General features: G+C 41.2%; 12 protein-coding genes. 5 read left to right on the top strand and 7 right to left on the bottom strand.

Features of this window, described 5'->3' with window-relative positions; all coding sequences use genetic code 11:
• Nucleotides 1-12: 12 nt before the first annotated feature.
• From rfaE2 to sppA, 3 genes are all read right to left on the bottom strand, one after another.
• Nucleotides 13-516, bottom strand: coding sequence for a D-glycero-beta-D-manno-heptose 1-phosphate adenylyltransferase (gene rfaE2 / locus QZ407_RS16805; RefSeq protein WP_295773214.1), 504 nt, complete (start codon nucleotides 514-516; stop codon nucleotides 13-15).
• Nucleotides 516-2204, bottom strand: a complete 1689-nt coding sequence (locus tag QZ407_RS16800; RefSeq protein WP_295773212.1) for a DNA polymerase/3'-5' exonuclease PolX — start codon at nucleotides 2202-2204, stop codon at nucleotides 516-518. Before QZ407_RS16800 ends, rfaE2 begins: the two co-directional genes overlap by 1 nt.
• A 139-nt stretch (nucleotides 2205-2343) precedes the next feature.
• Nucleotides 2344-4116, bottom strand: coding sequence for a signal peptide peptidase SppA (gene sppA, locus QZ407_RS16795; protein ID WP_295773210.1), 1773 nt, complete (start codon nucleotides 4114-4116; stop codon nucleotides 2344-2346).
• Between the two features lie 87 nt (nucleotides 4117-4203).
• Here sppA and folK point away from each other — a divergent pair, with 87 nt between their 5' ends.
• Together folK and QZ407_RS16785 are read left to right on the top strand one after the other, a co-directional pair.
• A complete protein-coding gene (folK, locus tag QZ407_RS16790) occupies nucleotides 4204-4689 on the top strand; it encodes a 2-amino-4-hydroxy-6-hydroxymethyldihydropteridine diphosphokinase (protein WP_295773208.1) in 486 nt (161 codons plus the stop codon).
• Between the two features lie 19 nt (nucleotides 4690-4708).
• Entirely contained in the window at nucleotides 4709-5074 is a 366-nt protein-coding gene (locus QZ407_RS16785; protein WP_295773207.1) for an Hpt domain-containing protein, read from the top strand.
• Nucleotides 5075-5295: 221 nt separating this feature from the next.
• Here the strand turns inward: QZ407_RS16785 and purS are convergent, their stop codons facing one another.
• The 3 genes from purS to rho all read right to left on the bottom strand — a co-directional run bounded on the left by purS (nucleotide 5296) and on the right by rho (nucleotide 8347).
• Nucleotides 5296-5547: a phosphoribosylformylglycinamidine synthase subunit PurS gene (gene purS / locus QZ407_RS16780; RefSeq protein ID WP_157539555.1), complete on the bottom strand. Its 252-nt coding sequence runs from the start codon at nucleotides 5545-5547 to the stop codon at nucleotides 5296-5298.
• 1 nt (nucleotide 5548) lies between these two features.
• The gene (locus QZ407_RS16775; RefSeq protein WP_295773201.1) at nucleotides 5549-6262 is read right to left on the bottom strand and encodes a CDP-alcohol phosphatidyltransferase family protein; all 714 of its coding nucleotides are present in this window, start codon (nucleotides 6260-6262) and stop codon (nucleotides 5549-5551) included.
• 303 nt (nucleotides 6263-6565) lie between these two features.
• On the bottom strand, nucleotides 6566-8347 hold the full coding sequence (rho, locus tag QZ407_RS16770; RefSeq protein WP_295773198.1) for a transcription termination factor Rho: 1782 nt from the start codon (nucleotides 8345-8347) through the stop codon (nucleotides 6566-6568).
• Nucleotides 8348-8633: 286 nt separating this feature from the next.
• Between rho and pyrF the strand changes: the two genes are divergently transcribed.
• Nucleotides 8634-9467 (top strand): orotidine-5'-phosphate decarboxylase, encoded by an 834-nt coding sequence (gene pyrF, locus QZ407_RS16765; protein WP_295773195.1) that lies wholly within the window; start codon nucleotides 8634-8636, stop codon nucleotides 9465-9467.
• 10 nt (nucleotides 9468-9477) lie between these two features.
• Here the strand turns inward: pyrF and QZ407_RS16760 are convergent, their stop codons facing one another.
• A complete protein-coding gene (locus tag QZ407_RS16760) occupies nucleotides 9478-10371 on the bottom strand; it encodes a cation diffusion facilitator family transporter (RefSeq protein WP_295773192.1) in 894 nt (297 codons plus the stop codon).
• A 177-nt stretch (nucleotides 10372-10548) separates the two neighbouring features.
• On the opposite strand from QZ407_RS16760, the gene QZ407_RS16755 reads away from it, so the two are divergent.
• Nucleotides 10549-10866 (top strand): hypothetical protein, encoded by a 318-nt coding sequence (locus QZ407_RS16755; RefSeq protein WP_295773189.1) that lies wholly within the window; start codon nucleotides 10549-10551, stop codon nucleotides 10864-10866.
• 84 nt (nucleotides 10867-10950) lie between these two features.
• Nucleotides 10951-13233: a TonB-dependent receptor gene (locus QZ407_RS16750; RefSeq protein ID WP_295773187.1), complete on the top strand. Its 2283-nt coding sequence runs from the start codon at nucleotides 10951-10953 to the stop codon at nucleotides 13231-13233.
• Nucleotides 13234-13267 lie beyond the last annotated feature (34 nt).

Below are 13267 nucleotides of genomic sequence, written 5' to 3'. Positions count from 1 at the left end.
TGCAGTTATGCTTCAGGATTGTTGATTCCTGATTTTTTGGATGATTGATGTGGAAGAATAGCCTTCAACAAAAGTTATGGTTTGTACCTCGCCACCGTTGGCAAGCACTTCTTTTGCACCAACAATATTCTCAATTTCATAATCGGCACCTTTAACCAAAATATCAGGAAGGAGGGTGCTGATCAGATTATGAGGTGTATCTTCATCAAACAAAACTACGGCATCTACAAAAAAGAATGCTGCAAGCAACGCCGCCCGGCTATCCTGATTATTTACCGGTCGTGTTTCGCCTTTTAGCCTTTTTACGGATGAGTCGGCATTTAGCCCGATTATAAGTTTGTTACCCAATTGTGCAGCTTTGTTAAGATAGCTGATGTGGCCAATGTGTACCAAATCAAAAACGCCGTTTGTAAACACTACCTTTTGGCCTTGCTGCTTCCACTCGTTAATTCTTTGTTGTAGTGATGGCAGGTCTGTTACTTTACTTAGAAGTATGTGCTCAAGCTCAGGTCTCATTATACGGTAGTGATAGTAGCTTTACGCTGTTCAAATTTCTCTCTAATTTGCTGTAATGATAGTGCGTTAAGGCAATTCTCTTTTGTAACGCCACCTTTGCGTGCCGATAATATGCCGTAATGCATATCATGGAAACCTTCAACGCGGTGTGCATCGGGGTTAATTGATAATAATACACCCTTTGATATGGCATACTGGCACCACCGCCAGTCAAGATCAAGCCTGCGTGGATTGGCATTTATTTCAATTATTACGTTATTAGCTGCACAGGCGTCAATAACTTTTTCAAAATCCAGCGGGTATCCTTCTCTACCCAGCAACAGGCGGCCGGTAGGGTGGCCCAATATGGTAGTGTATGGATTTTCAACTGCTTTTATAATACGTTTTGTTGCCTTATCAATATCCATTTTTAAGTTTGAATGAACGGAAGCAACTACAAAATCAAATTTCTCAAGGATTTCATTAGGATAGTCAAGCGAACCATCGCCCAAGATATCCGATTCTATCCCTTTGAAAATATGAAAATCTTTAAAAGTGCTGTTTAATTGATCAATTTCGTCGTGTTGTTGCAATACCCTTTCAATACTCAGTCCTTTGGCGTAAACAGCGCTTTTGCTATGATCGCATATGCCTAAATACTGCAATTTAAGCTCGTTGCGGCAAAATAAGGCCATTTCTTCAAGGGTGTTTATACCATCGCTCCAGGTACTGTGATTGTGCAAGGTGCCCTTTAGGTCCGAATAATCAATCAAATCGGGTAAAAAGTTTACGGCAGCTTTGTTTATAAAGTTTGTACCCTCGCGTAACTCGGGTGGCATCCAGGGAAGGCTTGCCTTTTTATATATAAATTCTTCGTTATCAGGCTGGTCAATGGCATCAACAATGCGCGATAGCACTGCCTCCACATGCCTGTCGTTACCAGTGTAAGTAAATAAATCGCGATAAAAAAAGCGTTTGTCGGTAACTACTATGGTTACCAGTAAGCCATTTGCTGTTTCGCCGCTTACTTCGCAATTGTTAACGTTTATGTTGTTTAATATAGTTGATACCGAGAGCGAGCTTATTACCAGCTCCGCATCGCGGCTGCCAAGAACAGTTACTAACTCAGATATTACTTCGCAGCAACGGCGGTAATCTCCGGCAAACTCTATAAGCGCGCCAGGAAACATGCCTTTCAGTAAAACCATTAATTCTTTGGCTTCGTGCTGGGCCTGTGCATACAGGAACTTGCCATTGCTTGCCATTCTGAATTCAAGGGCTTTTAAAATTTCATCCTGTGTTTTTAAGCCAAATCCTTTTGCCTCGGCAAGCCGGTTTTCATTACAGGCATAGTATAATTCGCCTGTGTTTTCAATACCCAGTTGTTTCCATATTACGGCAACCTTTTTAGGCCCGATGCCCTTGATGTTCATTATTTCAATTACACCATCGGGAGTGGCCTTAAGCAGGTCTTGTAAATCAGATAATAAACCGGTTTCTAAAAGCTCTTTGATGTAAGCGGCAATGCTTTTGCCTACACCTTTAATTTGCGTTATTTCTTCAAAGCTTTTGTCGGCAATTTTATAGGGCAGCTTATCAATGGTAAAAGAGGCATTGGCAACCGAGCGTGTTTTAAACTCGTTTTCGCCATGCAGTTCCATTAATTTGGCCAGCAGTTTAAGTTGACCGGCAATAGGTTTATTTTCCATAACAGCAGAATGGTTGTAAAAATACAAAAGCCATTCTCAATGAACAGCTTTTGTTGGTATTTTGTTGGAACTAAAGAAGCATGCCCGGCATTAAAACGGTAAGCAATGCTTATTGTTCCAAAGTAAGTAAGTTGTTAGCCTACCAATGTTCGGCAACAAATGGCAAGCGTGCCTGCGGAACCCTGATCATGCCTTGCAGTGTTTTAAGCTGATTATAGTAAGCGTAATTAGCACCAAGCTCTTTTTGCAGCAGGTTTGTTTTTACACGGGTTTGCACATCATCGCTCATGCTTTTAAAGAAACCTTTTTGCTCAGGGTAGGCAACCAGTTTGTAATTTTTAATTTTAGCTTTTTTGGCGGCGCTGGCAATGGCATCGTTGATGTTGCCAAGCCTGTCAACCAATCCAATTTTAAGTGCTTGCTCACCTGTCCATACCCGGCCCTGACCGATGGTATTTATATAAGCCTGGCTTTTTTTACGACCATCGGCAACTGCCTTGGTAAAATCATCATAGCCATTGTTAATTTGGTCTTGCAAAATGGCGCGTTCATCAGCAGTAAGCGGACGGCTTACATCCCCCAGATCGGCATATTTACCTGTTTTAACGCCGTCGAAGGTAATGCCCAGCTTATCGTTAAGCAGTTTTTGCATATTAGGAAGAATGGCAAATATGCCTATTGAACCGGTTACAGTGTTTGGCTGAGCGAATATAGAATCGGCCGCACATGAGATATAGTAACCGCCCGATGCAGCGTAATCGCCCATTGATACAATAATAGGCTTTACCTTTTTGGTAAGGCTTACTTCTCGCCATATAACATCCGAAGCTAGTGAACTGCCACCTGGTGAATTTACACGCAAAACAACTGCTTTTACCTTATCGCTAAGGCGTGCTTTACGTAAGGCTGCCGAAATACGGTCAGAGCCTATGCTGTTGTCATCACCTTCGCCGCCATTAATTTCGCCCGATGCGTATATCATAGCAATTTGGTTTGATGAATCAACATCTTTGTCATCATCATCGGCGCCGCTGCTTTTTGCATAGGCCGGTAAGTCAACACCTTTTAAATTCTTGTCTAAGTCGGTATTGGTAAGTTTCTTAAGTTCGTTTAAAACCTCGTCTTTGTATTTTAATCCGTCAACCAGTTTATATTTAAGCGCATCGGCAGGGTAGCGTACTTTTAGTTGGTCGGCTATAACGTACAAGCTGTCTTTGTTAATTTTACGGCTTGCACTAACACCGCCCAAAAACTGGTTATACAATGAGCCGAGGTAGGCTGTTACCTGCTGACGGTTTGCATCGCTCATTTTATCAAGAAAAAACGGCTCTACGGCACTTTTATAGGTTCCTACTTTAATTATTTGTGCTTCAATGCCCAGTTTATCAAGCGCACCTTTAAAGAAAGTAACCTGTGAACTCATGCCCGCAAACTCAAATATACCTTTGGGGTTTATATAAACCTTATCAGCTACAGAAGCCATGTAGTAAAAGCCTTGGGTATAAACTTCGGAGTAAGCAATGATAAATTTTTTTGATTTCTTAAAGTCGATAAGAGCATCGCGTATTTCCTGGGCGGTTGCCTGTCCGGCCATCAGGTAACTATCAGTAATAAATATACCTTTAATATGATCGTCAGTCTTAGCTTTTTTTATGCTTGATAAAATATCATTCAATCCTAATTGCTTATCATCACTAAAGCCCAGAAAGTCGAGCCCGGCAAGCGGATTGTTAGGTGTACGTTCAGGAATGTTAGTTTTAAAAGATACGTTTAAAACAGAGTTGTCCTCCACTTTAACATCACCGTCGCTGGCGGCGGCAGCTATTATGCCTATTACTACAAATAGCATTATTACACAAACTATAACAATGCCCACTACAGTAGCCAGTACGAACTTGAAAAATTGTTTCATTAACTATATTAAATAATTTAACTATGCAAACTTAATAATTGAGTACAATATAATGTTTAGAGCATACAATATAATATTTGTTACAACATGGTAAGCGTTTATTTACTGTTGGGAAGTAACCTTGGCAACAGGCAAATGTTTTTACAGCAAGCGGCAGATTACATTAGTGCCCAAGCCGGAAGCATACAAACAAAATCGGGCATTTACGAAACCCAAAGCTGGGGAAAGACTGATTTGCCCGACTATTTGAACCAGGTGTTGCTAATACAAACCCAGTTAAGCGCTGAAGATTTGTTAAACAACATTCTTGCAATTGAGTTATTACTTGGCCGCGAGCGGTTGGAGAAGTGGGGAGCCCGTACCATTGATATTGATATTTTGTTTTACGGTGATGAGATCATTAATAAACCTAATTTGGTTGTTCCGCACCCGGAGTTGCATAACAGGCGCTTTACTCTTGAACCACTTGCCGAAATTGCACCAAACTTTGTACATCCTTTGCTGCAAACCACAATTAATAAATTGAAAAGTGATTTGCAGGATAAATCGGATGTAAAAAAAATATATTTTTGAATAACAATTGTAAATTTATATGGCTGAGAACCAAGCAGACCTTGACCTAACCTTTTTATACGAGATAGCTGACGGCAGCGACGAGTTTATTGTAGAATCCATAGATATGTTTTTACAGCAAACTCCAATGCTTGTTACCGAAATTGGTAGCGCTATAAGCAGTGAAAACTGGGCGGCAGCCGGCGCTGCAGCGCACAAGCTTAAACCCAATCTTGGATTTTTTGGTATGCATACTACGCAGGGTATGATGCAGGATATTGAGCACATAGCTAAAAATGGCGCTCCGGAGCCTCAGGTTTTAAAAGAAAAATTTGAAAACGCTAAAGTGCTTATTGAAGCTAACCTTGCAGAGCTGGAAAAAATAAGAGCTGAAAAAAGCGCTTAAGGCTGTTTTGAATTCAGTTCGTAATTGAAAGTGAGACGCAGGTAATGCGTATTTTTTTTGCGTATGATCAAAATACACACGCAAGCTTAGGCGTTGTGGCGACTGCAAATAGAAAAGTCATTTTGATTGGTAGGTGTGTTTCTTACATGGTGGATACCATTGATTAATTCAACTACTAATCAAAATGACAGTAATTTCGATGTTTTATAAAGGTTATGAAACTATACAGCGGTAACTGTAAAGCTATAGCTTTCCATAATAAGGTTAGCCAGTAAGCTTTTGCAAGCTTGCTCTACTTTGTTTTCAGCAGCTTCCTGAGTGTCTGCTTCAATTTCTAATGATACGTGCTTGCCAATGCGTACGTTTTGAATTTCGGCCAGTCCAAGGTTTTTCATGCTGCCGGTAACAGCTTTACCTTGCGGGTCAAGAATTTCTTTTTTTGGCATTACGTCAATTTCGGCCTGGAATTTCATACTATCTGGCAAATCTTATTTGAATGATTGATAAGGCGATGTACATTACTATAATCGCCGGAATTGCGGCAAATTTAAAAAACAATATCAGAATTGCCGACAATAGGAGTAAGATATACCGATAAATATTTCGTTGAAAATCGCGGTTCTTAAATTTGAGTGACATCAATGGTAATTCAATTACCAGCAACGTACACATTATAAGCACAAAAAAGGCTAAAAAGAATGGGTTAAGTATAAATGCCGACAAGAAGTCAACATTGTCTTTAAGTACAAGCGGAAACGAACCAATGAGTATAGCATTAGCAGGGGTGGGTAGGCCTATAAAACTATCAGACTGCCGCTCATCGTTGTTGAATTTTGCCAGCCTTAATGCCGAAAATACAGGTATAAGAAATGCTATGTAATTTAAATAGGTGCTTACTCCCGATATTTGAGGCGCCTGTAGAAATAAACGGTACATAATAAAAGAGGGCAGTACCCCAAAGCTTACCACATCGGCTAGCGAATCAAGATCTTTTCCTATAACTGAAAATGCTTTGAGTACCCTGGAAGCCAGGCCGTCAAAAAAATCAAAAATAGCTGCCAGGAAAATGCAGTATGATGCAAATATAAGGTTGTCTTGAAAGGCAACGAAAACTATTCCCACGCATCCGCTAAACAGGTTGGCACAGGTAATGGCGTTGGGTACATGTTTCTGAACGCGATTCCTCATTTCGGCGTTGAAGATAGCCAAATAATATTAACCATGTATAAACATTGTGGCATTGGCTTTAAATCCTAACGGTATTTTAATGTGGATGTTTGCAGTGCCATCAAATAAGCCATAATTATCAGTAACACTTGACCAATATTGTTATTACTACCTTTTTAACATAAACGCCGTTTGCATGGCTTTTATCAAATATCATCCTAAATGATGAAGTGTTCTTAAATCAAAATGCCATTCCGAACAGCAATTCGAAATGGCATTATATATTTTCAGTTTATGATTGATGTTGCCATCAACCTGTGAACCTTATGAGTTCATTGATACCAAAAACTCTTCGTTTGATTTGGTGCCACGTATTTGTGCCTGTAAAAACTCCATCGATTCGATTGAATTCATATCGGCAAGGTGATTGCGAAGAATCCATATGCGTTGCAGGGTTTCGCGGTCTAACAACAAATCGTCGCGGCGGGTACTTGATGCAGTAATATCAATAGCAGGGAAGATACGTTTGTTAGATAACTTACGATCCAGTTGCAGCTCCATATTACCGGTACCTTTAAATTCTTCAAAGATAACCTCATCCATTTTAGAGCCGGTTTCAGTAAGTGCTGTAGCAATAATGGTTAATGAACCGCCATCCTCAATGTTACGGGCTGCACCAAAAAAGCGCTTTGGCTTGTGTAATGCGTTGGCATCAACACCACCCGATAGTATTTTACCTGATGCAGGTGCTACGGTATTGTAAGCACGCGCTAAACGGGTAATAGAGTCGAGCAATATAACAACGTCATGACCACACTCTACCATACGTTTCGCTTTTTCAAGCACAATGTTGGCAATTTTAACGTGGCGCTCGGCCGGCTCATCAAACGTTGATGAAACCACCTCGGCGCGTACGCTGCGGGCCATATCGGTTACCTCCTCAGGGCGTTCGTCAATCAGTAATATAATAAGGTATACCTCCGGATGGTTTTTTGCAATTGCATTAGCCACATCCTTTAAAAGCATGGTTTTACCTGTTTTAGGCTGCGCCACAATTAAACCACGCTGACCTTTACCAATTGGTGAAAACAGGTCCATAATACGGGTTGAATAATTGCTGCCATCAGTAAACAAGTTCAAGCGCTCCGACGGGAACAGAGGCGTTAAGTGATCAAATGGAACACGATCACGAACCTCGGCAGGTATACGGCCATTGATGGCTTCTACACGCACCAGCGGGAAGTATTTCTCACCTTCTTTTGGTGGACGAATACTACCTCTCACGGTATCGCCGGTTTTCAATCCGAACAATTTGATTTGCGATTGTGATACATAAATATCATCAGGAGAGGTAAGATAGTTATAGTCAGACGAGCGCAGGAAACCGTAACCATCAGGCATAATTTCTAAAACGCCTTCGTTTACAATAACGTTATCAAAATCAAGGTTTATCTCTTCCTTTTTATTTTGATTATTGTCGCGGTTATGCTCGCGGTTGTTTTCGCGTTGCTGACCGTTTTCACGTTGTTGGTTATTCTCGCGCTGCTGATGATTATTTTCACGAGGCTGCTGATTCTCGCGTTGCTGGTTTTGTCCTTCGCGCGGGTTTCCCTGCGGACGGCGCTCACGCTCAAATTTTTGCGTACGCGTGCGTGTTGCTTGTTCGGCAAGTGGTGCCGCAAACGGTGTGTGCGTGTTTTCGGTAACGGTTTCAATTGCCTGTACATCATTTGGTGTACCTGCAATTGCAGTTTCAGCCTGTACAATAGGCTCGGGTGCGGCAAATAAATCAGCAGCTGCAGTAACCTCTGCTTCTGCGGCAGGAGTTTTAGCCTTTACGCTACGCGTACGTTTGCGTGGTTTATCGTCATTTTCTGCTTCAGCAGCCGGAGCGGCGGCACTTTGAGCAGTATCAGTACCGTTACTATAATTAGTATCAAGAGTAGCTTGTTGTTCCCTTGCGGTTTCTATAAGCTGTTGTTGTTCGGTTATGCGTGTAACAAGCTGAGCCTTGCGCAGTTCGTCTGCTTCGGCAATACCCAGGTCCTTGGCCATTTGGCGCAATTCAGACACTAGCTTGTCATTCAGTTCAAGTTTATCGGGCATGGAGGTGAATTAAAAATTCAAAAAGGGATAATATTTTGATTGTTTGTTGTATAAAGAAAATTAGTCTTGCTGCTGTAACGCACCTTGATTAAAAAGTTAATGTTTTAAAAGCAACGTGGGATTTTAACAACTTTTCTTTAGTGCAAGAAAAATTTATTCGGAAACGCTGCAATAGTAACCATTAATTTTATTTTATACAATTAATTTAAAAAATAGTTACACAAGGCTAACACTTCGGGCTATTTTTAGTTTTTTTGCCCGGTAAAATATTTTACTTTTCTTAAATATGCTTGCACGTCAGGAACTCATCGATCAGATTAAACAAAAGAAATCGTTTTTATGCGTTGGCTTAGATACCGATTTAGATAAGATACCCGATTTTTTGCATGATTTTGAAGACCCAATATTTGAATTTAACAAGCGTATTATTGATGCCACCGCCGATTTATGTGTGGCCTACAAACCAAATGCTGCCTTTTACGAAACTTATGGCGTAAAGGGCTTGCAAAGCCTCATTAAAACTTACGAGTATTTGCCTAAAAACTGCCTGAGTATTATTGATGCCAAACGCGGCGACATTGGTAACACCAGCGACCGTTATGCCCGTGCTTTTTTTGATGAAAAAGCCAGCGGAATGGGTTTTGACGCCATAACCATAACACCTTACATGGGGCATGACAGTATCACACCGTACCTTGCTTACGAAGGTAAGTGGATTATTGTGCTGGCGCTTACATCATCAGTTGGAAGCCACGATTTTCAATACCTGCAAACTAACGAAGGTTTGTTACATGAAGCCGTAATTAACAAGGTAAATACCCTGGCAGGAGCCGACCGAATAATGTTTGTTGTTGGCGCTACCAAAGGGCAGGAGTTTGAAAACATACGTAAGCATGCGCCAAACAACTTTTTGCTTGTTCCGGGTGTGGGTGCCCAAGGTGGAAGCCTTGAAGATGTATGCCGGTATGGTATGACAAGTGAATGCGGTTTGCTGGTGAATTCTTCCAGGTCAATTATTTATGCATCAAACGGAAAAGATTTTGCCGAAGCTGCCCGTGCCGAAGCCTTAAAGCTGCAAACGCAAATGGCAACAGAGTTGGAAAAGGCAGGCATATTATAGCCCAAATAAATTACCCTATTTCAATGTAAATCTGCTTAAAGTGAGGATACTTATTTTGTATACTTTTCTTTAGTGCTTCTATGGTCTTACTCAAATCCTCAACAATTGAGCGTTCGGCGAACCTTACTTTTAGCACCAAAATCACTTCTTCGGGAGCAAGGTACATTGATTGATGAGATAGCACCTGCTGTACGTTATTGTTGTTTTCAATGATGCAGGTAATTGCATGCAGATCCTCTGCCGATGCGCTTTCACCCATGAGCAGGCTGCGGCTTTCGCGTACCAGCAAAATGGCTACAGCCGTAAGAAGCAGGCCAATCATAACCGAGGCAATGCCATCAATATATGGGTTGTTTAAAATTTGACCAAGCAATATCCCTGTAAACGCTATCAGGATACCTAAAACATCGGCGGCATCTTCAAAAAGTACCACAAAGGTTGATGGATCTTTACTTACGTGTACTGCCTTCCAAAAAGGCGTATCTCCGCGCTGACGTTTAAACTCCTTTAAAGCAGTTATAAACGATATACCATCGAATATAAACGCTATACCAAGCACAATGTAATTCCAAATAGGGTTTTTAACATGCTGCGGGTGCATCAAATGCTCAATGCCCTCGTATATGGAAAAGCCCCCGCCAAGGGCAAAAAACAAAAGTGACACCACAAACGACCAAAAGTAGAGTTCCTTACCGTAGCCAAACTGCCTCACAGCATCGGCAGGCTTTTGGCTTTTACGTATGCCTAGCAGCAGTAGTACTTCGTTGCTGGTATCAACTAAGGAATGAATACCTTCCGACACCATTGCTGAACTGCCCGTAAATATTGCAGCTGTTAACTTTGTTGCGGCTATGAGCAGGTTGGCAGCAAGCGCTGTATAAATTGGAGTTTTAGATGCGGGCATACGCTAATTACACGTTGCAAGTGTATTAGGTTTTAGTTTAAAGCAAAATTACAGGTAAACTTTTTACTTTTAAGAGAAGTGGCACTCATTTTTAAATACTTTGTAATAAAAGTGTTGGATTAATAAATAATATGCAAAGCGCACACACTTACAGTTTATATTTGTACTGTAATTGCTTTGACCAAACGCGCCGCAAAAATATCGACATCAATATTACTGCTGTTTTTTTTTATAACAGGGCAGGTAATTGTTTTTGCGCATACGCACAAAGTAACCCCGCAACTGCATAAGCATTACGCGCAAAAAGACAAGTCGAAAATATCTGAAGACAGTTGTCCAATTTGTGTGCAACACGGCAATCTGCAATTGTTTTTGCAGCATCATCAGTTCTACTTTTTTGCTTTAACAAGCTTTTGTGAAACAGGCGAATATGTGCCCGTTTACAACAGCATTGAAATACTGCTTGCCGGTAACCGCGGGCCTCCGGTAGTGTGATTTTTCTAAATCGACTAGTGATCGTTTATCGGGTCGCTGTATTTTCTTTTTTTTAAAATTACACTTTAGCCCTTTCATTAAATCATGAAATTCAAGTTTCTATGCAGCTTAATGCTGCTTATATTACCCGTTTATCTACAAGCGGCCATTGCTGCTTTTAACGGAAAAGTTACCGATGCCAAAACCAACGAACCTATTATTGGTGCTGTAATTACTATTCCGCAATTGAGAATAAGTACCAGTACAAATGCCGCCGGTGAATTCAGTTTTGCGCAATTGCCGGCACGTGGCCGCTTTGTGGTACAGATTAGTTATTTAGGCTACCAAACCCAGGTTAAAACGGTTGATTTGTCATCGCCAACGGCTTTGTCATTTTCTTTAACTCCAAGTATAATTGAAGCACGCGAAGTGGTGGTAACCGGTACGGTGCTTACATCAACCAGCAAAAGCAACAGCACATCAGCAACGGTGCTTAATAAGGAAGAATTGCAAGGCTCCTACACCAACCTTATTGATGCGTTGGCCAAGCAGGTACCCGGCGTAAGCCAGATTACTACCGGACCAGGTATATCAAAGCCGGTTATACGGGGTTTAGGCTATAACCGTGTAGTTACCCTTAGCGATGGTATAAAGCAACAGGGACAGCAATGGGGTGATGAACATGGAATAGAGCTTGATCAGTACCAGGCCGATAAAGTTGAAGTATTGCGCGGAGCTGCTTCACTCCAATATGGATCAGATGCCATTGGCGGCGTTATAAATTTGGTTGAGCCTTTAGCGCCTGCACCGGGTAAGATTAAAGGCGAATTGCTTTCAAATTATTCTACCAATAATGGGTTAACCGGCTCGTCATTAATGTTAACAGGTAACGAAAACGGGTTTGTGTGGAGAGGTCGTGGCTCGTACCAAAACGCTTACTCATTTAAAACACCTGATGGCTACTTTCCAAATAGCGGTTTTAATAATACAAACCTAAGTGGTATGCTTGGTTTAAACAAAAGCTGGGGTTACTCGCATTTAAATTTCTCATACTATAAAAATAATATAGGCTTTTACGATCCTGAAACAGCCGATGAGCTTTACACTACCGAGCGTTCGCGCAAGCTGGACTTCCCGCGGCAAGATATACGGCACTACAAGGTGGCCCTGAATAACAATTTTGTTATAGGGGAGGGATCATTAAAGGTTGATTTAGGCTATCAAAAAAACCAACGACGCGAGCTTGAGGACAGTGCCGATCCTGCCTTGTATTTTGACCTTAACACCTACTCGTTGGATGTTAAATATGCGCTGCCTGCCAAAAATGGCTGGGAGCCGGTTATAGGTTTAAGCGGAAGTATAGGTAAAAGCTTAAATAAAGCCGAAGAAAAATTAATACCTGAATACAATGCATATGCTGCAGGTGTATTTGGTTTTGTTAAAAAAACATTCGGCGATAATACGGTGAGTGCAGGTTTGCGTTACGATTACATACGCAATAAAGGTAAACAGTTATTTGAGGATGATGAGGAACGTTTTGCCGGCTTTAACAACACTTTTAACAGCATAAGCGGGGCTTTAGGCTACACACACATCTTTAACGAGTATGTAAACTTTAAAGCTAATGCCGGTACGGCCTTCCGTGCGCCAAACCCTGCAGAATTAGGTGCAAACGGAGTGCATGAAGGTACATTCAGATACGAGATTGGAAACGGAAATTTACGCCCTGAGCGCAGTTACCAGGCCGATGCAACATTGGAATTTGGTACCGGTATACTTACAGGTAGCCTTGGCGTTTACGAAAACTATGTGCACAACTATATTTACCTTTCAAACAATAACGAAACCATTGAAGTGCCTGATGAAGATTTAGGTACGTACCCTGTGTATCGTTACGGGCAGGTTAATGCAAACCTATATGGTGCCGAAGCTGCCGTTACCTTACACCCGGTTTCATTTATTCATTTCGAAAACACATTTAATTATACCCATGCGCAAAATCGTACGTTCAGCAAGCCGCTTCCATTTATACCGGCCGGAACGTTACACAATACCTTGCGTTTTGAACCCAAGATTAAAGGTTTGCATGAGTTTTATTTTTATGCGGGTATTGATAATTATTTTCGCCAGGGTAGAGTTGATGCCGATTTTGAAACCACTACTGATTCATACACCTTACTTAATGCAGGTATAGGCACTACTATTAAGTTAGGATCACAGCCTCTTAAAATATATATTTCGGGTTATAACTTAACTAACAAACGTTACTATGATGCGCTTAGCCGGCTTAAGCCTGGCCGCTTAAGTCAGGAAGATACAACGCTGGGTGTATTTAATCCCGGCCGTAATATCACATTCGGCTTTTATCTGCCTTTCAATCTGAAATAATAGTTTTAACAAGAAAGCCACAATCATTAAGTTG

Origin of the sequence: uncultured Mucilaginibacter sp. (assembly GCF_913773635.1) — a bacterium.
Lineage (GTDB): Bacteria > Bacteroidota > Bacteroidia > Sphingobacteriales > Sphingobacteriaceae > Mucilaginibacter.
Note: the sequence above shows the minus strand (reverse complement) of the source record. Positions and strands in the feature narration are given on the sequence as shown.

What these genes read in the sequence shown, in the direction of transcription:
- rfaE2 (WP_295773214.1), bottom strand. Translation starts at nt 516, where the DNA reads ATGAGACCTGAGCTTGAGCACATACTTCTAAGTAAAGTAACAGACCTG.
- QZ407_RS16800 (WP_295773212.1), bottom strand. Translation starts at nt 2,204, where the DNA reads ATGGAAAATAAACCTATTGCCGGTCAACTTAAACTGCTGGCCAAATTA.
- sppA (WP_295773210.1), bottom strand. Translation starts at nt 4,116, where the DNA reads ATGAAACAATTTTTCAAGTTCGTACTGGCTACTGTAGTGGGCATTGTT.
- folK (WP_295773208.1), top strand. Translation starts at nt 4,204, where the DNA reads ATGGTAAGCGTTTATTTACTGTTGGGAAGTAACCTTGGCAACAGGCAA.
- QZ407_RS16785 (WP_295773207.1), top strand. Translation starts at nt 4,709, where the DNA reads ATGGCTGAGAACCAAGCAGACCTTGACCTAACCTTTTTATACGAGATA.
- purS (WP_157539555.1), bottom strand. Translation starts at nt 5,547, where the DNA reads ATGAAATTCCAGGCCGAAATTGACGTAATGCCAAAAAAAGAAATTCTT.
- QZ407_RS16775 (WP_295773201.1), bottom strand. Translation starts at nt 6,262, where the DNA reads ATGAGGAATCGCGTTCAGAAACATGTACCCAACGCCATTACCTGTGCC.
- rho (WP_295773198.1), bottom strand. Translation starts at nt 8,347, where the DNA reads ATGCCCGATAAACTTGAACTGAATGACAAGCTAGTGTCTGAATTGCGC.
- pyrF (WP_295773195.1), top strand. Translation starts at nt 8,634, where the DNA reads ATGCTTGCACGTCAGGAACTCATCGATCAGATTAAACAAAAGAAATCG.
- QZ407_RS16760 (WP_295773192.1), bottom strand. Translation starts at nt 10,371, where the DNA reads ATGCCCGCATCTAAAACTCCAATTTATACAGCGCTTGCTGCCAACCTG.
- QZ407_RS16750 (WP_295773187.1), top strand. Translation starts at nt 10,951, where the DNA reads ATGAAATTCAAGTTTCTATGCAGCTTAATGCTGCTTATATTACCCGTT.